Genomic DNA, 21,432 nt, shown 5'->3' on the forward strand with positions numbered 1-21,432 from the left:
CGGTGGTGTCACCAGATCGACCAGCCGCCGTCGACGACGAGATCGGCGCCGGTCACGAACGAGGCGTCCTCTGAGCAGAGGAAGCGCACGGCCGCGGCCAGCTCCTCGGGCCGGCCGACGCGGCGCAGCGGCGTCGCCTGCGCGAGCTGCTCGCGCACCGACGGATCGATCGGCGCGTCCTCGACCGGGAACATCCCCGGGCTGACGCTGTTGACGGTGATGTTCCAGCGGCCGACGGCGGCCGCAAGCTCGCGCGTGAGCTGCTTGACGGCGCCCTTGGAGGCGGCGTAGGCGACCTCGCGCATCGGCCCGCGGTCGCCGGCCGTCTCGCCCGGCACGAGCGGCTCGTAGTGCGCGTTGTTCAACGCGACCGAGCCGTAGACCGAGGCGATGTTGACGATCCGCCCGCCGCCGCGCTCGCGCAGCAGCGGCAGCGCCGCGCGCGCCAGCTCGAAGCCGGCGCTGACGTTGGTCGTGAGGACGCGCTCCCACGCCTCCTCCGGGTAGTCGAGCAGCGGCGCGAGCGCGGAGACGGCGGCGTTGTTGACGAGCGCGTCGAGGCCGCCGAAGCGCTCGACGGCGGTCGCCAGCAGCCGCGCGCGGTCGGCGCCGTCGGTCACGTCGGCGACGACCGCGACGACCGGGGCGACGCCCTCGCGCGCGGACAGCGCGGCGACGGTCGCGTCGAGCCGCTCCTGCCGGCGGCCGGCGATCACGCAGGCGGTGCCGGCGGCGCTCAGCGCCGCGGCCGTCGCGCGGCCGAGCCCTGTCGCGCCTCCGGTGACGATCGCGACCCGCATCAGAAGACGATCAGCCCTCGTGCCAGCTCACCCGCGGCGAGATCGGCGAACGCCTGGTCGGCCTCGTCGAGGGGGTAGCGGCGCGTCACGAGCCGGTCCAGCGGCAGCCGGCCGGCGAGGTGGAGGTCGACGAAGCGGGGGAAGTCGAGCGGCGGGTTGGAGGAGCCGTAGACGGAGCCGACCAGCGTCCGCTCGCCGACGAGCAGCTGATGCGGCGGCAGCTCGATCGGCTTCGTTCTCGTCGGCGGGTTGCCGAGCAGCACGCAGGTGCCGCCGACGGCGAGCGCGGCGAACGCCTGCTCGACGGCGGTCGCGTCGCCGACGGCGACGATCGCGTGGTCGACGCCGCCGGGCACGAGCGCCTTGATCTGCTCGGCCGGGTCGCCGGCGGAGGCGTCGACGGTCAGCGTCGCGCCCAGCTCGCGCGCGTAGTCGAGCTTGGCGGCGCGCGTGTCGACGCCGACGATCGGCGTGGCGCCGGCGACGACCGCGCCGAGCACGGCGCTGAGGCCGATCCCGCCGCAGCCGAAGACGGCGACCGACTCGCCGGCGCGGACGCGCGCGGCGTTCAGCACGCCGCCGCAGCCGGTCGTGACGGCGCAGCCGACGAGCGCGGCCAGCTCCAGCGGCATCGCGTCGGGCAGCTTGATCGCGCCGCGCGCCGGGATCACCGTGTAGGGCGCGTAGGTGGCGGGGCCGTAGTGGTGGACGGGCTCGCCGTCGCGGTGGAAGCGGGGCGTGCCGTCGATGCCGCCGCCGAACGGCGGCGGGTCGAGGCAGACGCCGGGCTTGCCGGCCTGGCAGGAGCGGCAGCGGCCGCAGCCGGGCGCCCACGAGATGATCACGCGATCGCCCGGCGCGAGCCCGACGACGCCCGTGCCGACCGACTCGATCGTGCCGGCGCCCTCGTCGCCGAGCACGAGCGGCAGCGGCAGCCCCTCGTGGCTGCCGTCGACCGCGTGCAGGCAGCTGTGGCAGACGCCGGAGGCGGCCATCTGGATCCGCACCTCGCCGGCCTGCGGCGGGTCGACGGTGAGGCGCTGGATCTCCAGCGGCCGGCCGGTCGCGACGAGCACCGGGACGTCGACCTCCAGCGTCGTCCCCGCCGTCTGCGACGTTTCATTAAGTGAAACGCTCATCTCAAAAACACTCTACCAATCGATCTCGGTGATGACAATTGAGTCGCGCATCAGCGCATCGTCCAGCCGCCGTCGACGGTCAGGACCTGACCCGTGACGAAGCTGCTCTCGGGCGCGCAGAGGAAGACGACGGCGCCGACGAGGTCCTCCGGCAGGCCGCGCCGCGGGATGCTCTGGAGCGCTGCCTGCTCGGCCGCGAGCGCGTCCTGGTCGGGAAACTGCTCCAGCTCCGCCTCGGTCCGGATCGCGCCCGGCATGACGCAGTTGACGCGGATCCCGGCGCCGCCGGCCTCCCGCGCGAGCGCCCGCGTGAAGCCGAGGATCCCGGCCTTGCTGGTGACGTAGTGGAGCGCGCCGGCGGCGCCCAGCTCGACCGTCACGCTGGAGACGGTCACGATCGCGCCGCCGCCCTGTTCGAGCATCTGCGGGTGGACCGCCTGCGCGCACCACAGCAGGCCGTCGAGGTTGGCGCCGAGCACGCGCCGCCACTCGTCCGGATCGATCTCCGTCCAGGCGACGCGCGCGGTCGCGGCGGCGTTGGCGACGAGCAGGTCGACCGGCCCGAGCTGCTCGCGTGCGTGCGCGGCGAACGCCTCGACCTGCGCCCTGTCGCTCACGTCGCCGCTGACGACGGCCGCGCGGGCGCCGCTCGCGCGCAGCTCGCGCGCGAGCGCCTCCGCCTCGGCGGCGTCCTGCGCGCCGGGCCGGTGGTGGATCGCGACCGCCGCCCCCTCGGCCGCGAGCCCGCGGCAGAGCGCCGCGCCGATCCCGCGCGCGGCGCCGGTCACGAGCGCGACCCGCCCCGCGAGGCGCCCGCCGCCCGCGCCCGCCGCGCCCGCGCCTGCCGGCGCTGCCGCGCTCATCTGCCCGCCTCCCGCGCCAGCCGCGCGCGGATCTGCTGCACGTTCGCGCGCCCGCGGGCGGCGAGCGTGCCGCCGTCGAGCGGGATGTCGGCGCCGCTGATCCAGCCGGCGTCGTCGCTGGCGAGGAAGGCGACGAGGCCGGCCGCGTCCTCCGGCTCGCCGAAGCGGCCGAGCGGGATGCGCGCGTTCTCGGCGTCGATCTCGGCCTGCGTCAGCGCGCCGAGCATCGGCGTGCGGACCGAGCCGGGACGGATCGTGTTGACGGTGATCCCGTCCGGCCCCAGCTCCATCGCGAGCGAGCGCGAGAAGGCCTCCATCGCTGCCTTCGAGGCGGCGTACGCGGCGTAGCCGGCGGTCCCGCCGGCGGCGTTGTTCGACGACCAGTTGACGATCCGCCCGCCCTCACCGGCCGCGACCATCGCCCGCGCCGCCGCGACGTTCGCGCGCACGACGCCGTGGAAGTTGACGCCGAGCACGCGCTGCCAGTGCGTCTCGTCGGCGTCGAGCGCCAGCCCGCCCTCCAGCACGCCGGCGGCGACCGCCAGCAGCCACGGCGGCCCGAGCCGCTCGACAACCTCGGCGACCGCGGCCTCGACCGACGCGGCCGAGCCGGCGAGGTCGAGCGGGAGCGTCATCGCCCCCGCCGCGCCCGCGGCCTCCAGCTGCTCGGCGAGCCCGGCCAGCCGTTCCTCGTCGCGGTCAGCCGCCGCGACCTTCCAGCCGTCGGCGGCCAGCCGCAGGGCGGTCGCCCGCCCCATCCCGCTGGCGGCGCCGATCACGAGCGCAACGCGCGGTCGCACGTTCACGCCTCGACCCGGTCGCCTCCCCTCGGGCGCAATCGCCTGCCCAGGTAGCTCGCCTCCTCGGCGAGCGCGGCCGCGACTCTGGCCGCGTCCTCGCGTGAGAGCCGCACGGCGGGAGCGCTGACGCTGATGCCGGCCGGCACGCGCGCGCCCGGGAGCGCGATCGCGACGCAGCGGGCGCCCTCCTCGTTCTCCTCGTCGTCGATCGCGTAGCCGTTGGCGCGCACGTCGGCGAGCGAGGCGACCAGCTCCTCGGCGGAGGTGACGGTGCGGGTCGTCAGCGCCGGCATGCCCGCGCTGGCGACGATCCGCCGCACCTGCTCCTCCGGCAGCCCGGCCGCGATCGCACGGCCCAGCGCCGTCGAGTGGACGTAGTCGCGGTCGCCGCGTCTGGCCGCCAGCCGCATCGCTCTGTGGCTCTCGACGATCTCCAGGTAGAGCACGCGGTCGCCGTCGAGCACGCCGAAGTTGACGGTCTCGCCGAAGCGGTCGCGGAAGCGCTCCAGCACCGGCCGCGCCCGCGCCGACAGCAGCTCGAAGTGGCGCTGCTGCGACGGCAGCGCGACGCCGAGCGTGTAGTCGCCGCCATCGGGATCCTTCTCGACGTAGCCGCGCGCCTCCAGCGTCGCGAGGTAGCGGAAGACCGACGACTTCGGCAGTCCGGTGACCTCCGCGAGCGTGACGAGCGACACGCCGCCCTCGGCACGCTGAAGCGTGTCGAGGATGTCGGCGACGCGTTCGACGGCGCGGACCGAGTACCGGCCGCTGCCCTCGCTCGCGTCGTGTGCGGGCTCGTTCACATCTGCATCGTCGCTCACGCGAGCGGATGGGAGCACCAATGCCTCCGATCTCCGTCGACCTTCGGGACGGGGAAACCCGCCCGGCAGTCGTCTTGAACCTTCCAACAACGGGTCGCGAACGGGCAGCCCGGAGGGGGCTTGCGCGCTGACGGCACCGGTCCTTCGAGCACGATCCGCTCCGTCGCGCGGCCGGCCAGCGTCGGCACGGCCGAGAAGAGCGCCTTCGTGTAGGGATGGCGCGGGGACGCTGCCAGCGCCTCCGCGGGGCCTTCCTCGACGACGCGCCCGAGGTACATCACCGCGATCCGGTCGGCGACATGGCGGACGGCGTGGATGTCGTGCGAGATGAAGACCATGCTGAGGTCGAGCCGCGCGCGCAGGTCGTCGAGCAGGTTGAGGATCTGCGCCTTGACCGAGACGTCGAGCGCCGAGGTCGGCTCGTCCGCGATCACGACCGCCGGGTCGAGCGCGAGCGCCCGCGCGATCGCGACGCGCTGGCGCTGGCCGCCCGACAGCTGCCGCGGCAGCCGGTCGGCGACCGAGGCGCTCAAGCCGACCAGCTCGATCAGCTCGGCGACGCGCTGCTTGCGCGAGGACGCGGTCCCGACCTCGTGGACGTCGAGCGGGTCGCGCACGAGGTCCCCGACCCGCCAGCGCGGATTCAACGACGAGGCCGGGTCCTGGAAGACCATCGCGACCTCGCGCGCGAACAGCCTGCGGCGCTCGTCGCGGCTCATCGACCAGACGTCGCGCTCGCCGTAGCGGAGCGTGCCGCCGGTCGGCCGCTGCAGGCCGACGAGGACCTTCGCGAGCGTCGACTTGCCGCAGCCGGACTCGCCGACGAGGCCGACGACCTCGCCCGGCGCGACGCGGAAGTCGACCTGCTCGACGGCGTGCACGACCGCCTTTCCGAGCAGCCCCTCGCGCACGGGGAAGTGGACGCTGAGCTGCTCGCAGGCGAGGCCGCCCGTGCTGATCGCGGTCACTGCGTCACCGCCTCTCGTTCGCGGGTTGCCGGGACGACCGGGTGGTAGCAGGCGAGGAAGCGCTCGTCGCCGTTGTCGAGCATCGGCGGCGCCGCGACGCGGCATTCGGCCGTCTCGCGCGCGCAGCGGCCGGCGAAGCGGCAGCCGGACGGGAAGGCGGCCGGCGGCGGCACGACGCCGTCGATCTGCGCCAGCCGCTCGCGGCCCTCCTCGAGCGAGCGGATCGCGCCGAGCAGGCCGTCGGTGTACGGGTGGCCGGGCGCCTCCACGACCCGCCGCGCGCCGCCGGCCTCGACCAGCTGGCCGGCGTACATCACCAGCACGCGGTCGGCCAGCTCGGCGACGAGCGCGAGGTCGTGCGAGACGAGCACGACCGAGAAGCCCAGCTCGGCCTGCAGCTCGCGCAGCAGGTCGACCACCTGCGCCTGGATCGTCTCGTCCAGCGCCGTCGTCGGCTCGTCGGCGACGAGCAGCTTCGGGTCGCGCGCGAGCGCGAGCGCGATCAGCACGCGCTGGCGCTGACCGCCGGAGAGCTGGTGCGGGTAGGAGCCGAGCAGCGCGCTCGACAGGCCGACCAGCTCCAGCAGCTGCTCCGGCGTGCGGCGCGCGCCGCGGCGGCAGACCTGCCGCAGCTGCTGGCGGACCGTCATCCCCGGGTTGAGCGAGGAGAGCGCGTCCTGGTAGATCATCGCGATCTCGCCGCCGAGCAGCGCGCGGCGCTCGCGCGCCGCCATCTGCAGCAGGTCGCGCCCCTGGAAGCGGATCGAGCCGCTGACCTCGGCGCCGTCGGGCAGCAGGCCCATGATCGCCAGCCCGGTCAGCGACTTGCCGCAGCCGGACTCGCCGACGAGGCCGACGACCTCGCCCTCGCGCACGTCGAACGAGATCGCCGACAGCAGCGGCAGCGGGCCGTAGGCGTCCGGGAAGCGGACGGTGAGGTCGTCGACCTGCAGCAGCGCGCCGCGCTCGGGCGCGGCCAGCAGCTCGTCGAGCGGGCGCTCCCAGCTCTCCAGCCGCTGCCGGTCGACCGCCTCCTCGCCGGCCCCGCGCGGCGGCCGCGAGAGCGCGTCGGTCAACCCCTCGGCAAGCACGTTCAGCGCGAGCACGGCGGCGAAGATCGTCAGGCCGCCGAAGGTCGTCACCCACCAGCCGCCGGTGTACATCAGGTCCTTGCCCTCGGCGACGACGTTGCCCCACGAGGCGGTCGGCGGCTGGATCCCGACGCCGATGAACGACAGCGTCGACTCCAACACGATCGCGTCGGCGACGATCGTCGCGGTGAAGACGAGCACCGGCACCGCGCAGTTGACGGCGACGTGGCGGACGACGACGCGGACCTTGCCGCTGCCCATCACGCTCGCGGCCGCGACGTAGTCCTCGCCGAGCTGCTCGCGCACGTTCGCGTAGACGACGCGCGCCAGCTGCGGCGTGTAGATGACCGCGACGACGAGCGTCGTCGTCAGCACGCCGGCGCGCGTCACGGCCGCGACGCAGACGGCGATGATCACCGCCGGGAAGGCCATGAAGACGTCGAGGAAGCGCATGATGCCCTCGTCGACGAGCTTGTGCGAGGTCGCCGCGAAGGCGCCCAGCAGCGCGCCGAGCAGCAGCGCCAGCAGCGTCGCGCCGAGGCCGACCGCGATCGACACGCGCGTGCCGGCGATCAGCCGCGAGAAGACGTCGCGGCCGAACTGGTCGGTGCCCATCAGGTGGTCGAGGCTCGGCCCGGTCGCGATCGGGCCGGCGTTCGTCTGCGTCGGCGAGAACGGCTCGATCAGCGGCGCGAAGATCGCCACCAGCACGAGCACGACGATCCAGCCGAGCGCGATCCGCGAGCCCCAGCCGAGGCGGCTGAGGTCGAGTCTGCGGCCGCCGTCCCTGACGAGGCGGCGGGTCAGGTCCTGTCGCCAGCTCGGCAGCATCACGCCGTCCTCAGTCGCGGGTTGAGCAGGATCGAGAGCACGTCGACGACGAGGTTCACGACGATGAAGGCGAGCGTGCCGAAGAGGACGACGCCCTGGATGATCGCGAGGTCGCCGGAGTCGACGGCCGACAGCAGCAGCCGCCCGACGCCGGGCAGCGAGTAGATCGACTCGATCACGACGGCGCCGGAGAGCATGTAGCCGATCCGCAGGCCGAGCACCGTCATCGGCGTGATCAGCGCGTTGCGCAGCACGTTGCGTCCGATGACGACGTACGGCGGCAGGCCGAGGCCGCGCGCGGTGCGGACGTAGTCGCGCTCCAGCTCCTGCACGACGGAGGCGCGCACGACGCGCACGAGCGTCGAGCCGGTCGACAGCGCCAGCGCCGAGGCCGGCAGGATCATCGCTTCGAACCACGAGCCGAGGCCGGCGCTCATCGGCAGGTAGCCGCCCGAGGGCAGCAGCCCCAGCTCCAGCGCGAAGATCTGCACCAGCACGAGGCCGACCCAGAACGACGGCGCGGCGAGGCCGCCGATCGACAGCGCGCGGCCGAGCTTGTCGAACCACGTGCCGCGGTGGACGGCCGACAGGATCCCGAAGACGAGCGCGTAGACGACCGCCAGCAGCATCGCCAGCAGCGTCAGCTGGATCGTCACCGGGACCGCCTTCTGCAGCAGTGCGCCGACGTCCTGGCCGCTCGTCATCGAGACGCCCAGGTCGCCGTGCAGCAGGTCGCCGAGGAAGCGCAGGTAGCGCGTCGGCAGGGGGTCGTTGAGTCCGTTGGCGGCGGCGAACTCGGCACGCTGCTCCTTGCTGGCGAACTCGCCGAGGACGGCGGTCGCCGGATCGCCCGGCAGCAGCTGGACGATCAGGAAGACGATCACCGTCACCGCCAGCAGCAGCGGCACGACGATCGCGGCGCGCCGCAGGATCAGCCGCAGCGCGGTCATGTCGCGGCGACCTCCCGCTCCAGCCCCAGCCGCGCGACGAGCGCGGCGACGGCCGCCTCCTGCTCGGGGTCGCTCGGCAGCAGCGGCGCCGCCATCGTCGCCTGCGCGATCACGCCCTGAGCGACCAGCGCCGCCTTCAGCGCGCCGACCGCCTGGCCGGTGAAGGAGGCGTCACGGCGCGGGACCATGAAGATCGAGCGCGCCTCCACGAGCGTCTGCTGCGCCGTCGCGGCAGCCGCCCAGTCGCCCGCCTGCGCCGCCTTCCACAGCTCCGCGTAGGCGCGCGGAGCGACGTTGGCGAGCCCGCCGACGGCGCCGTCGGCGCCGCCCAGCAGCGCGCCGTCGATCGCCTCCTCGACGCCGGTCCAGCGGCGGAAGAACGGCAGCTCGCGGGTCGCGTCGTTGAGCAGCCGCGCGCGCGGCAGGTTGCCGGAGGAGTCCTTGATCGCATGCGCGATCCCCTCCTCCGCCAGCGCCGTCACGAAGTCGACCGAGAGCGTGTTGCCGTTCGTGCGGGTCGGCACCTCGTACAGCGCCAGCGGCACGCCCGCCGCCTCGGCGACGAGCGTGAAGTGGCGCCGCAGCTCGTCCTCGGACCAGGCCGACCAGGCCGGCGCCGAGACGAGCACGGCGTCGGCGCCGGCGGCCGCGGCGGCGCGCGCCTCGGCGGCTGCCGCGGGCGTGCCGAGCGGAGGCACGCCCGCGACGACCGGCACGCGGCCCGCCGCGTGCTCGAGCACGCGAGAGAGCACGACGGCGCGCTGCGTCTCGGAGAGGTTCCAGTTCTCGCCGGTCGAGCCGTTCGGGACGAGCCCGTCGAGCCCGGCGCCGACGAGTGCGTCGACGAGCCGGTCCAGCGAGGCGAGGTCGAGCTCGCCGTCGCCGTCCAGCGGCGTCACCATCGCGGCCAGCATGCCGGCCGGCAGCGCTCGCGCGAGCGCCTCCTGCGGAGCCGTCATGCTCACGCCGCCTCGAGGAAGTAGAGGCCGGTCGTGTTGATCGGCTGGAAGCCGCCGAGCGAGTCGCGCCAGGCGGTCGGCTGCGAGCGGTGGATCAGCGTCGGGCAGACGGCCTCGGCCGCGAGCAGCTCCTGCACTCTCGTCCACGCCGCCTGCTGCTTGGTCGTGTCGGTCTCGTAGAGCGCGCCGTCGAGCAGGCCCTGGACCTCTCTCTGCTGCGCGCCCTGCCAGTAGAGGAACTGTCTCGCGAACGCGCCGGTGTGGAAGTAGCGCAGCCACAGGTCCGGGTCCTCGCCGAAGACGCTGACGTCGCTGATCGTGATGAAGGCGCTGTAGTCGCCGGCCGAGACGCGCTCGAACAGCGCCGAGGAGTCGCCCATCCGCAGGTTTGCGTTGATGCCGGCCTTCGCCAGCTGCTCCTTGATGAACGGCCCCTGCTCGCCGATGTAGCTGAGCGAGTTGACCATCAGCTCGAAGTCGAGCCCGTCGCCGTGGCCGGCCTGCGCCAGCAGCGCTCTCGCGCGCTCGGGGTCGTACGTGTAGATCGTCGACGGTCTCGCGAAGGCCGGGTAGTCGGCCGGGATCATCGACTCGGCGACCGTGCCGTTGCCGGCGTAGACCGTTCTGACGAGCGCGTCGCGGTCGATGCCGTACATGATCGCCTGCCGCACGCGCGTGTCGTCGAACGGTCTTCTGCTGTGGTTGAACATCAGGATCGTCTGGTTGAAGCCCTTCTCAGACGCCGTTCTGATGCCGGACTGCTTGCCGAGCGACGGCAGGTCGCGGTCGGCGGGGTCCTCCATCACGCCGATCTCGCTCGCGCGCAGGGCGGCGAGACGGGCGCTGATGTCCTCCATCGCGCGCAGTCTGATCGTCGCGTAGGAGCCCTTCTTCGGCCCGTTGTAGCTGCCGTTTCTTCTGAGCGTGATGTGGTCGTTGGCGGCCAGCTCGACGAAGGCGTACGGGCCGGTGCCGACCGGTCTGGTCGACATCGCTCTGGCGTCTCTGGAGACGATCGCCTGCGGCACGACTCTGATGAAGATCAGGCGGTTTCTGAACAGCGCGAACGGCTGTCTGAGGACGAACTCGACGGTCGTGTCGTCGACCGCTCTCGCGCTTCCGATGAAGTCGAGGTACGAGATGAAGAAGGAGGCCGTCTCCGGGTTGCGGATCCGCTCGAAGCTGAAGACGACGTCGGAGGCTCTGACGGGCGTGCCGTCGTGGAAGGTCGCGCCGTCGCGCAGTCTCACGTGCCAGACGTTCTCTCTGACCTCCTCCGGGTCGGCGGCGGCGAGCCCCAGCTCGACCTCGCGCGTGACGGGGTTGAGGTCCATCAGGCCCTCGTGCACGTGCCAGCCGACCGTGTAGGTCGTGACGTCGACGCCGACGTGCGGGTCCATCTCGCGGAAGTTGTGCGAGAAGCCGCCGACGGCCTCCGCCGGCGCGGCCGCCCCGCCGCTGCCGCCGGTGCTCGCGCCGCCGACCGCCTCGCCGCCGCTGCCGCAGGCGGCAAGCGCCGTGCTCGGCAGCGCCACCAGCGCTCCGACCATCGCGCCGCGCTGCAGGAAGCTGCGGCGGCCGATCGCGTTGGGGTCCTCCGACCCGCTCACCCTCACCATGGATTTCCTCTCCTTTGGGGACTGGCGGCACCAGCACTTCACGCGGGGGGCGTTTCGCTAGGTGCAAACAGTGGTCCGCTCAGTGCGATAGATTGCCGCCACGAGAGAGACGTGTCAAGAATTTCACGAACTTTCTTGCCCGCTTGTGCCGGTGAATGAAACGGAGTGACGGTGACGGTGGATGAACTGCTGCTGCGGCGCGGCGTCGCGGTCCCGCTGCGCGACGGCGTCGAGCTGCGCGCCGACGTGTGGACGGCGGCCGGCGACGAGCGCCCGCGACCGGCGCTGCTGCAGCGGACGCCCTACGACCGCACCAGCTCGCTCGCCGCCTACGGCGCGCCGGGCCTGGAGCCGGCGGTCGCGGTCGCGCGCGGGTTCGCCGTCGTCGTGCAGGATGTGCGCGGCTGCTTCGCCTCCGGCGGCGAGTTCGCACCGTTCCAGCAGGAGGGCGACGACGGCGAGGACACGATCGCGTGGGTCGCCGCACAGCCCTGGTGCGACGGCCGCGTCGTCACCTGGGGCGCCTCCTACAACGGCGCGACGCAGCTGCTCGCCGCCGCCCGCCGACCGCCGGCGCTGCGCGGCGTGATCCCGTGGATGACCGCCGACGACTACCACGACGGCTGGACCTACCGCGGCGGCGCGCTCTGCCACGGCTTCGTGATGCGCTGGCTGCTGAACACGTTCGCGCCCAACCAGCTGGCGCGGCTGCGGCGCGAGCAGCCGGCGCTGGCGGAGCGGCTCGCGGCGGCGCTGGACCCGCTCGCCGACGACCAGGAGGGCGCGCTGCTGCAGTCGCCCGAGCGGCTCGCGCAGGCGCTCGCGCCGCTGACGCCGTACCTGCGCGACTGGCTCGCCCACCCCGCCCGCGACGACTGGTGGCGGCGCGTCTCCCCGCGCGAGCGCGGCAGCGAGATCGCCGTCCCCGCGCTCCACCTCGCCGGCTGGTGGGACATCTTCCTGCCGGGCACGATCGCCAACTACACGCGCCTGCACGAGCGGGCGCTGACCGAGCAGGCGCGCGCCGGCCAGCGGCTGATCGTCGGCCCCTGGACCCACGCCGCCCGCGGCGAGGCGGTCGGCGAGCTGCTGCTCGGCCGCAGAGCCGCGCGCGCCTGGCTGGACCCGGTCTCGCTCCAGCTCGACTTCGCGACCGCCGTGCTGCGCGGCGAGCAGCCGCCCGGCCCGCCGGTCCGGCTGTACACGCTCGGCGCCGGCTGGCGCGAGGAGCAGACCTGGCCGCCGCTGCGGATGCGCGAGCAGCGCTGGCACCTCGGCGGCGCGCCCGGCGCACCGGACGCCGACCCGCTCGACGGCGGGACGCTCGCGCTCGCGCCGCCCACCGCCGCCGCCGGGCCGAGCCGCTCCGCCTACCTCCACGACCCGGCCGACCTCGTCCCGACGATCGCCGGCGCGACGATGCAGCCGGGCGATGAGCTGAGCCGCGTCGCCGGGCCGCGCGACCGCCGCGCCGTGCAGGCGCGCGCCGACGTCGCCGTCTTCACGAGCGCGCCGCTGGAGCGGCCGACCGAGCTGACCGGGCCGCTGAGCGCGGTCCTGTGGCTGTCCGCGCCGGCGCCCGACTTCGACGTCGTGGCGACCGTCAGCTGGGTCGAGCCCGACGGCCGCGCGCTCCACCTCAGCGACGGGATCCTGCGGATGAGCTTCCGTGACGGACCCCAGGGCGGCGCGGCGCCGCTGCGGGCGGACGAGCCGCTGCGGGTGACGGTCGCGCTCGACCCGATCTCGATCGTGCTGCCGGCCGGGACGCGGCTGCGGCTGGAGGTCGCCGGCTCCTGCGCGCCCCGCTTCGCCCCGCACCCGGGTCTGCGCGAGCCGCTGCGGGTGCGGCTGCTGCACGACGCCGCGCACCCCTCCCACCTGCTGCTGCCGCTCGCATAGGGCGAGCGGCAGCGGGGCGGGCGCGCCGCGTCAGCGGAGCGTCACGGCGAGGTCGTCACCGTCACGTCGTTGCGGGTGCTGGCGATCTGGAAGCTCCAGGCCGTGCCCGCGTAGCCGTGGCTGATCTTCACGTAACGCTGGCTCAGCGCGAGCCCGCCGAACGTGTGCGTCAGGCGCGAGACGCCGCCGACCGTGGCGGTCGTCGCGGCGAACGTCCAGCCTCTGACCTCCGTCCAGGCGTGGCCGTCGGCGCTCGTCCACAGCTGGTAGTCGGCGCCGCTTCTGAGGTTGCCGCTGGTCGCGTCGCTGTCGCGGATGCTGACCGACGTGATCGTCTGCCCGCTTCTGAGCGGCACGTCGAGCGCGAGGCTGCGCTGCTTGTAGTCGATCGCGAGGTTGCTGTCGCAGGCGCTGTCCCAGCTCTGCACTCTGTGCGTCGCCGGTCTGTCGTCGAGGTCGGCCCAGCCGACCCGCAGCGAGCGCGGCGTGCCGGTGTCGGAGATCGCCAGCCGGTCGCCGTTGACGACGCCGAGCGCGGCCAGCGTTCTCGTCTGGTCGAGCGTCACGCCGGCCTTTCTGATCACCACCGGCGCGCTGCAGGTGACGTTTCTCGCGAGCGTCGCGGCGATCGACCCGAGCGTCGCCGCGGAGGAGCTGCCGGCGACGCGACCGCGCGCGTACGGCCACGGCCACTCGGCCGCGTCGGCACGCTGCACGAACAGCGTCGGCGTGCTCGCCGCGGTCGCCGCGGCGGCGGTCGCCTGGTCCTGGCATCTCGTCCCGGTCTCGTCCTGGAGGATGTTGTAGGCCAGCCGCGGCGTGCCGCTGGTCGGGATCATCCCGTACGTGACGAACATGCGATTGCCCGACAGCGGCACGAAGCTCGGGTAGGCGCGGCGGCCGACGAGCGCGCCGCTGGGGTCGACGAGGTCGACCGGGTCGTCCCAGTTCCAGCCGCCGTCGAAGGAGACGCGCGTCTTCAGCTTCAGCGTCGCCGGGTCGGTCTGGCCCATGATCAGCTTCGTGCCGGTGCCGCTGAGCGCGCTCGTGCAGGGCGCGACGGCGACGTCGTGGGAGATCCCGTTGAGGCCGGACCAGACGACGTCGGTCCAGGTCGCGCCGCCGTCGCCCGACCACGCCTGCCAGAAGCCGGTCGCCTTGCCGAGGTTGGTGTCGCTGCGCATCACCGCGACCAGGCGCCCGTCGCGCAGCGGGCGGATCGTCGTCTCGGTGACGTTGGAGGGGAAGTTGCCCCACGGGTTGGTGATCGGCGGGAGGCTGACCGGGTCGACGCCTATGCGGCGGTAGTCGGTCCACGTTCTGCCGTTGTCGAAGGAGCGCAGCACGCCCGCCTGCCACGGCTCGGGATCCTCCGCGCCGGTCGCCGTCGACGGTCTGTTGACAGCGCCCCATACGGGCATCAGCAGCGTGCCGCTGGAGAGCTGCACGATCTGCCCGTAGGTGGCGTTGAAGTACATCGAGGTCGGCAGCGAGATCGGCGTCGTCAGCCCCGTCCAGGTGACGCCGTCGTCGGTCGAGCGGCCGACGAACGTCTGCGACTCGCGGTCGCTGTAGTTGGTGTAGTTGACGCTCTCGGTGATCGGCGCCAGCAGCGTGCCGTCGCTGAGCGTGACGAGCCCGAGCGCGGCGTTGATCGAGCCTCTGTCGGCACCCGACACGGGATCTCTGTAGAGGCCCGACGGTCTGCGCAGCAGCGTCGGCGCCGACCAGCTCGCGCCCTCGTCGCTGGAGCGCGTCAGATACGCGCCGACGCCGGCCGCGCCGTCGCCGCCGTTGTTGTAGACGACGAGCAGGTCGCCGCCTCTGGTGACGGTCGTGCCGGAGATCATCGCGGCGGACGTGCCGTCGGTGATCCAGCCGTTTCTGACCGAGGTCAGGTTGGGCGCCGCGGCGGCATTCGCCGCCGTCAGCGCAAGGGTGGTCAGCACGGCAGCGAAAGCTGCCGCGCCACGCCGTCTGCGCACCACGGACATCACTCCTCTTCGGTTGTGGCTGACGTGTCCGTCAGCCGGCTGTCGGTCAGCCGCTGGCGTCACCGCCGTCGCGATCGCGACGGAGCAGGTTCGCGGCCAGGTAGCGCTGGTTGCCCAGCGCCGGGTCGAGGCTGTAGAAGACGGCCAGCACCGAACCGTCCTCCAACTCCGCGAAGTCGGGGTAGCCGGTCTGGTACTCGCTCGTCCAGCGGAAGCCCTTCGGGTCGATCAGCTCGACGTGGTCGACCCAGGTGCGGCCGCCGTCGTGCGAATGGGCGACGACCGTCGCCGGGCGCGCCCCGCCGCCGTCGGGGGCGTAGACGCGGTGGCCGAGCAGCAGCGTGTCGTCGGCGAGCACGTGCAGCGCCGGCGACATGCCGGTCAGGTCGAGCCGCTCGTAGGCGCTCCAGCTCGCGCCGTCGTCGCGCGACTCGCTGCGGTAGAGCCACAGCGCCTCGTCGCCGCCGACGCCCTGCTGGCGCAGGATCGCGACGAGCAACCCGTCGGAGAGGCGCGCGACCGAGGTCTCGCTGAAGCCGTCGACGTCGGCGTGGGGGCGGAAGTCGGGGTCCGCGATGTTGTCGAACAGCGGCTCGCCGCTGGCGTCGAGCGAGTTCGCGCGTGGGGCCGCGTAGGCGCTGCGCAGGCGCGCGTCGGGGTCGTAGGCGATCGTGGTCGTCCCGCGCGCCCAGGTGCGGCCGCCGTCGTCGGAGACGGCGACCGACGAGCGCCACCGCTCGCCCTCGCGCTCGCGGCCCCAGATCGGCACGAGCACGCGGCCGGGGTGGGTCTCGACGACGGCGCCGTAGGTGAGCGGCTCGAGGAAGTCGAGCTCGAGCGGGTCGCTCAGCTCCCACGTCTCGCCGTCGTCCTCGGAGCGGGCCATGTGCAGCGTCGCCTGCCGGTTGGCGTAGCCGCCGCGGATCCGCAGGCGGCAGAACGGCATCAGCAGGGTGCCGTCGCCGAGCCGCCGCAGCGCGACCTGCGTCAGCGCCGCCTCGTCGTCGTCAGCCGGCTCGACGACGATTGTCGGCTCGCCCCAGGTGCGGCCGCCGTCGCGCGAGCGGACGACGCCGACCTGCCCGCCCGGCATCCCGTCGGGCACGGTCGAGAAGCTGACCAGCAGGCCGTCGGAGGTCTGCGTCACGCCCGGGAACATCGCGGGCGTGCTGTCGAGCACGACCAGCGGTCGCAGGTCCCATCTCACGGAGTCACCGTCACATTCACGTCGTTGCGGGAGTTGATCACGAAGGTGAACGCTCTGTCGTCGTATCTCTGGCTCACCTTCACGTAGGGGTCGCTGACCGCGAGCCCGCCGAAGGTGTGCGTGAGACGGCCGCCGCTGACGGTCGCGGTCAGCGTCCAGCCGCCAACCGCCGTCCAGTCGTCGCCGTCGGGACTGCTCCAGAGCTGGTAGTCGGCCGCCGTCAGCCGCGTCGAGGCGTCGCTGTCGCGGAGGCTCAGCGACGTGATCTGCTGGCCGGCGGCGAGCGGCTGATGGACCGCCAGGCTGCGCTTCCAGTAGTCGAAGCCGAGCGTCGTCGCGCAGGCCGTATCCCACGATCTGACGTGGTGGTGGGCCGGGTACGTGTCGAGATCGGCGAAGCCGACCTCCAGCGCGCGGCCGCGCGGCGCGCCGGCCGCGGTGAGCTTGTCGCCGTTGACGACGCCGGCGGCGGCGAGCGTCAGCGCCGGGTTCAGCGCGACGCCGTTCTTGTACAGCGTGACCGGGCCCGGCGAGCAGGTCAGCGGCGAGACGGCGGCGGTCGCGAGCGAGCCGACGGTCGCGGTCGCGGCGGCGCTCAGCTGCTTGCGCCCGTACGGCCACGGCCAGTCGGCCGCGTCGGCGCGGCTGACGAAGACGTTCGGTCTCGCCGCGGCCGCCGCCTGCGCGTCGCTCAGCTGGTTCTGGCAGGTCGTGCCGGTCGCGTCCTGCAGGATGCTGTAGGCGACGCGCGGCTGGACGCCGACGAACGTGCGCGAGTAGGCGACGAAGACGCGGTTGCCAGGCAGCGGGACCATCGCGGCGTACATCGCGTAGCCGCTGGTCGGGCCGGGCGGATCGGTCAGCGTGACCGGGTCGATCCAGTTGGCGCCGCCGTCGAACGAGCTGCGGACGGTCATTCTCAGCGTGCTGCGGTCGCGGTAGCCGAGCAGCAGCTTCTCCGCCGTGCCGGGCAGCGAGGCCGTGCACGGCGCCGAGATCAGATCCTGCCCCTGGCCGATCAGCGACGACTGGACCGGCTCGCTCCAGGTCGCCCCACCGTCGCCGGACCACGACTCGTACCACCACTGGACGTTGCCGGCGAACTCGCTGTCGGCGCGCAGCACAGCCAGCAGGCGGCCGTCGCGCATCCGCGTCACGACCGTCTCGGTGACGTTGGAGGGGAACGGGTCGGGGTTGGAGACGCTCGTCGTCGGCGGGCCGCTGGCCGCGTCGAGGCCGATCGTGCGGTAGTCGGGCCACGTTCTGCCGCCGTCGAAGGAGCGCAGCGCGCCCGCCTCCCACGGCTCCGGGTCCTCGAGGCCTGTGGCGGTCGACGGTCTTCTGTCGGTGCCCCAGACGGGCATCAGCAGCGTTCTGTCCGGCAGCTCGACGACGCGCCCGTAGGAGGCGTTGAAGTAGCGCGCGTTGGGCAGCGCGATCGGCGTCGTCAGGCCGCTCCAGGTGACGCCGTTGTCGGTCGAGCGGGCGACGTAGGTGTCGGACTCGCGGTCGGTGAAGTTCGTGTGCAGCAGGCCTTCGGTGAACGGCATCAGGATCGTCCCGTCGCTGAGCGTCGTCAGCGAGTCCTGCGCGTTCATCGAGCCTCTGGCCCAGTGCGACGGGCTGCGGAACAGCAGCGGCGCGCCCCACGTTCTGCCGTCGTCGGTCGAGCGGGCGAGGAAGATCTGGGCGCCGGCGCCGCCGTCGGCGCCGTTGTTCCAGCTGACGAGCAGGTCGCCGTTGGCGGCACGCGTGGCGCCGGTGGCGAACGCGGCTCTGGTGCCGTCGTTGACCCAGCCGTAGCTCGTCTCGGTCAGTGCCGAGGTCGCCTGCGCCCCCGTCGCCGCGATCAGCGACGCCGCCGTCGCGGCGACCGCCGCGACGAGCATCCTGCGAATCCCCATCCCGCGCTCCATTTCAGTGTTTGAAACGAGTGTTTCGCTGCTGATCGCACGTTAGGGAGCCGCGCGTTTCATTGCAAGGGAGCGCGTCGTTTCAGTTCTGATCCAGCTCCCACTCGAGCGGATCGCCGCTCGCGAGGCCGGCCGCGCCCAGCTCGGCGAGCACGCCGGCGAGCGCCTCACGGCGGATCGTGCCGGCGCTCAGCAGGTGCGCGACGACGCCGCCGTAGGTGAACATCTGCGGCGGCTCGCAGAGCGCGTCGACGAAGGCGTCCTCCCATGCGCCGCGGGCGCCGAGCGCGCGCACGAGCTTCGCGCAGGCGGGGCCGGCGCGGTCGAGCCGGCGCAGCAGCGCGGCCGGGTCGTGGTCCTCGTCGTCGCCATACGCCGACGGCGGCGCCGGCAGCCCGGCCATCGCGGCGACCCACACCTCGATCGCCGTCACCAGCCGCCGCGCCATCGTCGCCGCGTCGGCCTCCTCGCCTTCGAGGCCGACGACGACGAGGCCGGGGCGGCGGCGCTCCCGCAGCCGCTCGGGCGCCAGTCCCGCGGCGGCGGTCAGCAGCTCGCGCGTGCGCGCGAGGTGATGGACGAGCAGGCGCTCGGTCGGGTCGCCGCCGCGACTCCCACGGCCCGCGCTCGCCAGCGGCACCCCGGCGCCCGCGGGCGCCGGGGTGCCACGCGGGATCAGCAGACCGGCCGGCGGGTGGAAGCGGATCCCGTTCGGCGCCGGCAGCGCGACCGGCGGCGCGGCAGCCGCCGCGAACCCGCGCGGCGAGACGCCGTACGCCCGCGCGAAGGCACGCGAGAAGGCGGCCAGCGAGCCGTAGCCGGCCACCGGCGCGACCTCCGACGGGCTCAGCCGCGCGACCCGCAGCTGCCACGCCGCCCGCTCCAGCAGCAGCCGCCGCCGCAGCGCGACCGGCGACTCCCCGGTCGCGGCGGCGAGCAGGCGGTCGAGGTGATCGCGCGAGAAGTGCGCCTGCCGCGCCAGCGCAGGGCCGTCGGCGCCCGGCACGTCGAGCGAGCCGAGCACGAGGTCGATCAGCTCGCGCAGGCGGTCCTCGGCCACCGCGACATCCTCGCAGGCGACCACCGCCGAAGTCTGCGGCGCAGCCATCGCATAGCGAGGACTCCGCCGCAGACTTGATCGATTTCGACCTCCGGCTCGACGCGCGCGGCGGCGGGCGCGACGATCGGGCGATGCCCTCATGGTCCGAGTTCGAGACGGCGGCGCCCGAGCTGGCCGCGCTGGTGCGCGCCCGCCTCGACGCCCACATCCACAAGACGCTCGCGACGGTCCGCCGCGACGGCGGCCCGCGCATCTCCGGCACGGAGACGAGAATCGAGGACGGCGAGCTGTGGATCGGCTCGATGTGGCAGGCGCTGAAGGCGAGAGACCTGCAGCGCGACCCGCGCTACGCGCTCCACAGCGGCTCCGACGACCCGCCCGGCTGGGACGGCGACGCGAAGCTGGCCGGCGTCGCGGAGGAGATCCTCGACGAGGCGATCGTCAGACAGCGCAACGGCGAGGCGGCCGCGCACGGCCCGAGCCACCTCTTCCGGCTCGACCTCAGCGAGGTCTCGCACGTGGCGCTGCACGCCTCCGGCAGAGCGATCGTGGTCACGAGCTGGACGCCGGCCGGCGGCGTCCGCGTGCTCGAACGGGCCTAGCGCCGGCGCGGCCGCCCGAGGCGGCCGCTCAGAGGCTGTGACGCTGCGTGCCCGCCCCCGGTTGCGGCGGGCACGTCCAGCGTCGGTTCTTCAGGCTCTCGCGAGCCCTACAGCACGCCCGCGCGGGCGGTCAGGTCGGTGCGCACCTGGCGGTGGAACTGGGCGCGCTCGACCAGCACCTCGGCGAGGCGGTCGGCGTCGACGTGGTACTCGCCGGCGGCGATCTGTCTGGCCAGCAGCCGCAGCCGCGAGGAGCGCGTGATGCGGTCCTTGCGAGCGACGGTGATGCGCTGGAGGCGGTCATTTGCAGTGACCATCATTGGTGTTCCCTTTCGAATCTGAGTTCACGGAGAGGAGCCGCTGCGCGCGTCTGGTGAGGACGCGGCGGCTCGTGAGGTGACTCAGAGAGAAGGGGGACCGCGAGCGCTGAGGTCCGACTGCGGCGTCGCCGAGTTGCTCCCGAAGGAGCACGGCGGCGCGGCGATCTCGGCCTGCGCGAGCTGCGCGCTGACCGAGCCGACGAGGATTGCGGCGAAGGCGAAGCCGGTCGGCGACGTGGAGCCCGCGGCGACCGCGGAGCTGGCGCCGAGCGACGAGCCGGGCGCGTCTATCGGCGAGACGGGTGGACCGCGGACGGACGCCGGCTCGTCGTTGAGGCGCTGCTTGCGCTCGAGCTGGGTCGCGATCGGCGCCGGGACCGTGCCGGCGGCGGGCGTCGGCACGGCGGACGACGTCAGCGCCGGAGCGCAGACGGGCTTGCCGTCCGCCGGCGTCGACGGCGAGTGGGCGGCGCGCACCTGCGCGGCCGCCGAAGAGGGGTCGGGCGGGACGATGCCGAGCGTGACGAGCGTCGAGTGGACGATCCGCCGCACCGCGGCGTCGCGCGCGGCCTGCTGCTGCTCGGGCGTGAGCGCGGGCACGACCGGTCTGTCGGGCTTCAGCTGCGGCGCGACGACGACCGGGTCGAGCGCCTGCTGCGGCGCGCGCGGGGCGCTGACGACCGGCGCGGGCGCGGCCAGCGACTGCTGGCTCTGCGCGGTCGCGATCGTCTGCGACGCGGGGACGGCCGGCGCGTCGACGACCGGCGTCGGCGCTCTCAGCGTGCCCGAGCCGCTGACCGGCTTCGGCTGCGCGACCGGCGCGGTCGGCACCGTGCTCGGGTTCGTGTCGGGCGTGCCGCGGACCGGCGTCGGACGCTCGGGCGTCGGCGTCGCGGGCTCGGCGGGCGTCTCCGGCACGGTCGGCTCGACCGGCGCCTCCGGGGTCGCGGGCTCGGCCGGCGTCTCCGGGACGGCCGGCGTCTCCGGCGTCGCGGGCTCGGCCGGCTGCTGCGGCTCGGCGGGCTGCTGCGGCTCGGTCGGCTGCTGCGGCTCGGCGGGCTGCTGCGGCTCGGTCGGCTGCTGCGGCTCGGTCGGCTGCTGCGGCTCAGTCGGCTGCTGCGGCTCGGTCGGCTGCTGCGGCTCAGTCGGCTCGGTCGGCTCGGTCGGCTGCTGCGGCTCAGTCGGCTCGCTCGGCTGCTGCGGCTCGCTCGGCTGCTGGGGCTCGCTCGGCTGCTGGGGCTCGCTCGGCTGCTGGGGCTCGCTCGGCTGCTGGGGCTCCGTCGGCTCGGTCGGCTGCTGCGGCGTCTCGCCACCGGGGGTGTCGCCGGTCGGCTCGCCGTCGGCGGGCGTCTCCTCGGCGGCCGGCGGCTGCGAGCGCGTCGGCGCTCTCGCGGCCGGCGCGGGCTGCTCGGCGGGGGCCGAGGCCGCCGGAGCGGGGGCCGGTGCAGCAGGAGCGGGGGCCGGAGCCGCCGGAGCGGGGGCCGGAGCCGCCGGAGCGGGGGCCGGTGCGGCCGGAGCCGGCGTTGCGGCGGCCGGGCCCGGCTCGGGGGCCGGCGCCGGGGCGGCAGCGGCGGGAGCCGGCTGCGGCGCCGG

General features: G+C 74.1%; 17 protein-coding genes and 1 pseudogene. 2 read left to right on the forward strand and 16 right to left on the reverse strand.

Annotated elements, in window-relative coordinates:
* Positions 1–8 precede the first annotated feature (8 nt).
* Genes Q7L73_RS22525 through Q7L73_RS22570 form a run of 10 tightly spaced genes read right to left on the reverse strand, consistent with a single transcriptional unit; the run spans position 9 to position 10,841 of the window.
* Positions 9–800: an SDR family NAD(P)-dependent oxidoreductase gene (locus tag Q7L73_RS22525; RefSeq protein WP_304691768.1), complete on the reverse strand. Its 792-nt coding sequence runs from the start codon at positions 798–800 to the stop codon at positions 9–11.
* The gene (locus tag Q7L73_RS22530; RefSeq protein ID WP_304691769.1) at positions 800–1,939 is read right to left on the reverse strand and encodes a Zn-dependent alcohol dehydrogenase; all 1,140 of its coding nucleotides are present in this window, start codon (positions 1,937–1,939) and stop codon (positions 800–802) included. The genes Q7L73_RS22525 and Q7L73_RS22530 overlap by 1 nt, the downstream gene beginning before the upstream one ends.
* 50 nt (positions 1,940–1,989) lie before the next feature.
* Positions 1,990–2,802, reverse strand: a complete 813-nt coding sequence (locus Q7L73_RS22535; RefSeq protein ID WP_304691770.1) for an SDR family NAD(P)-dependent oxidoreductase — start codon at positions 2,800–2,802, stop codon at positions 1,990–1,992.
* Positions 2,799–3,602, reverse strand: a complete 804-nt coding sequence (locus Q7L73_RS22540; protein ID WP_304691771.1) for an SDR family NAD(P)-dependent oxidoreductase — start codon at positions 3,600–3,602, stop codon at positions 2,799–2,801. Before Q7L73_RS22540 ends, Q7L73_RS22535 begins: the two co-directional genes overlap by 4 nt.
* Positions 3,603–3,604: 2 nt before the next feature.
* Positions 3,605–4,405 (reverse strand): IclR family transcriptional regulator, encoded by an 801-nt coding sequence (locus tag Q7L73_RS22545; RefSeq protein ID WP_304691772.1) that lies wholly within the window; start codon positions 4,403–4,405, stop codon positions 3,605–3,607.
* Between the two features lie 14 nt (positions 4,406–4,419).
* Entirely contained in the window at positions 4,420–5,382 is a 963-nt protein-coding gene (locus Q7L73_RS22550; RefSeq protein ID WP_370552416.1) for an ABC transporter ATP-binding protein, read from the reverse strand.
* Between the two features lie 5 nt (positions 5,383–5,387).
* Complete coding sequence (locus Q7L73_RS22555; protein WP_304691774.1) at positions 5,388–7,313, reverse strand: dipeptide/oligopeptide/nickel ABC transporter permease/ATP-binding protein; 1,926 nt, start codon at positions 7,311–7,313, stop codon at positions 5,388–5,390.
* Positions 7,313–8,263, reverse strand: coding sequence for an ABC transporter permease (locus Q7L73_RS22560; protein WP_304691775.1), 951 nt, complete (start codon positions 8,261–8,263; stop codon positions 7,313–7,315). The genes Q7L73_RS22555 and Q7L73_RS22560 overlap by 1 nt, the downstream gene beginning before the upstream one ends.
* Positions 8,260–9,222 carry a dihydrodipicolinate synthase family protein gene (locus Q7L73_RS22565; protein ID WP_304691776.1) on the reverse strand — a complete coding sequence of 321 codons (963 nt, stop codon included), beginning with the start codon at positions 9,220–9,222 and terminating at the stop codon, positions 8,260–8,262. Before Q7L73_RS22565 ends, Q7L73_RS22560 begins: the two co-directional genes overlap by 4 nt.
* Positions 9,223–9,224: 2 nt before the next feature.
* Positions 9,225–10,841 carry an ABC transporter substrate-binding protein gene (locus tag Q7L73_RS22570; RefSeq protein WP_304691777.1) on the reverse strand — a complete coding sequence of 539 codons (1,617 nt, stop codon included), beginning with the start codon at positions 10,839–10,841 and terminating at the stop codon, positions 9,225–9,227.
* Positions 10,842–11,012: 171 nt separating this feature from the next.
* Here Q7L73_RS22570 and Q7L73_RS22575 point away from each other — a divergent pair, with 171 nt between their 5' ends.
* Entirely contained in the window at positions 11,013–12,743 is a 1,731-nt protein-coding gene (locus Q7L73_RS22575) for a CocE/NonD family hydrolase (RefSeq protein ID WP_304691778.1), read from the forward strand.
* Between the two features lie 41 nt (positions 12,744–12,784).
* Here Q7L73_RS22575 and Q7L73_RS22580 read toward each other — a convergent pair whose 3' ends face one another.
* The 4 genes from Q7L73_RS22580 to Q7L73_RS22595 all read right to left on the reverse strand — a co-directional run bounded on the left by Q7L73_RS22580 (position 12,785) and on the right by Q7L73_RS22595 (position 18,917).
* The gene (locus Q7L73_RS22580) at positions 12,785–14,692 is read right to left on the reverse strand and encodes a sialidase family protein (RefSeq protein WP_304691779.1); all 1,908 of its coding nucleotides are present in this window, start codon (positions 14,690–14,692) and stop codon (positions 12,785–12,787) included.
* Between the two features lie 91 nt (positions 14,693–14,783).
* Positions 14,784–15,944, reverse strand: coding sequence for a sialidase family protein (locus tag Q7L73_RS22585; RefSeq protein WP_304691780.1), 1,161 nt, complete (start codon positions 15,942–15,944; stop codon positions 14,784–14,786).
* Positions 15,941–17,848, reverse strand: coding sequence for a sialidase family protein (locus tag Q7L73_RS22590; protein WP_304691781.1), 1,908 nt, complete (start codon positions 17,846–17,848; stop codon positions 15,941–15,943). Before Q7L73_RS22590 ends, Q7L73_RS22585 begins: the two co-directional genes overlap by 4 nt.
* Positions 17,849–17,939: 91 nt before the next feature.
* Positions 17,940–18,917 (reverse strand): helix-turn-helix domain-containing protein, encoded by a 978-nt coding sequence (locus tag Q7L73_RS22595; RefSeq protein WP_304691782.1) that lies wholly within the window; start codon positions 18,915–18,917, stop codon positions 17,940–17,942.
* Between the two features lie 131 nt (positions 18,918–19,048).
* Here Q7L73_RS22595 and Q7L73_RS22600 point away from each other — a divergent pair, with 131 nt between their 5' ends.
* A complete protein-coding gene (locus Q7L73_RS22600) occupies positions 19,049–19,519 on the forward strand; it encodes a pyridoxamine 5'-phosphate oxidase family protein (RefSeq protein WP_304691783.1) in 471 nt (156 codons plus the stop codon).
* Positions 19,520–19,626: 107 nt separating this feature from the next.
* Here Q7L73_RS22600 and Q7L73_RS22605 read toward each other — a convergent pair whose 3' ends face one another.
* Together Q7L73_RS22605 and Q7L73_RS22610 are read right to left on the reverse strand one after the other, a co-directional pair.
* The gene (locus Q7L73_RS22605; protein ID WP_304691784.1) at positions 19,627–19,839 is read right to left on the reverse strand and encodes a flagellar biosynthesis anti-sigma factor FlgM; all 213 of its coding nucleotides are present in this window, start codon (positions 19,837–19,839) and stop codon (positions 19,627–19,629) included.
* 81 nt (positions 19,840–19,920) lie between these two features.
* Positions 19,921–21,432, reverse strand: a pseudogene (locus Q7L73_RS22610) (hypothetical protein); the annotation flags it as partial.

It is taken from the genome of Conexibacter sp. CPCC 205762 (assembly GCF_030646155.1).
Classification (GTDB): Bacteria; Actinomycetota; Thermoleophilia; order Solirubrobacterales; family Solirubrobacteraceae; genus Conexibacter.

Coding starts and splice junctions, on each gene's coding strand:
- Q7L73_RS22525 (WP_304691768.1), bottom strand. CDS start 800: ATGCGGGTCGCGATCGTCACCGGAGGCGCGACAGGGCTCGGCCGCGCG.
- Q7L73_RS22530 (WP_304691769.1), bottom strand. CDS start 1,939: ATGAGCGTTTCACTTAATGAAACGTCGCAGACGGCGGGGACGACGCTG.
- Q7L73_RS22535 (WP_304691770.1), bottom strand. CDS start 2,802: ATGAGCGCGGCAGCGCCGGCAGGCGCGGGCGCGGCGGGCGCGGGCGGC.
- Q7L73_RS22555 (WP_304691774.1), bottom strand. CDS start 7,313: ATGCTGCCGAGCTGGCGACAGGACCTGACCCGCCGCCTCGTCAGGGAC.
- Q7L73_RS22560 (WP_304691775.1), bottom strand. CDS start 8,263: ATGACCGCGCTGCGGCTGATCCTGCGGCGCGCCGCGATCGTCGTGCCG.
- Q7L73_RS22565 (WP_304691776.1), bottom strand. CDS start 9,222: ATGACGGCTCCGCAGGAGGCGCTCGCGCGAGCGCTGCCGGCCGGCATG.
- Q7L73_RS22570 (WP_304691777.1), bottom strand. CDS start 10,841: ATGGTGAGGGTGAGCGGGTCGGAGGACCCCAACGCGATCGGCCGCCGC.
- Q7L73_RS22590 (WP_304691781.1), bottom strand. CDS start 17,848: ATGGGGATTCGCAGGATGCTCGTCGCGGCGGTCGCCGCGACGGCGGCG.
- Q7L73_RS22600 (WP_304691783.1), top strand. CDS start 19,049: ATGCCCTCATGGTCCGAGTTCGAGACGGCGGCGCCCGAGCTGGCCGCG.
- Q7L73_RS22605 (WP_304691784.1), bottom strand. CDS start 19,839: ATGATGGTCACTGCAAATGACCGCCTCCAGCGCATCACCGTCGCTCGC.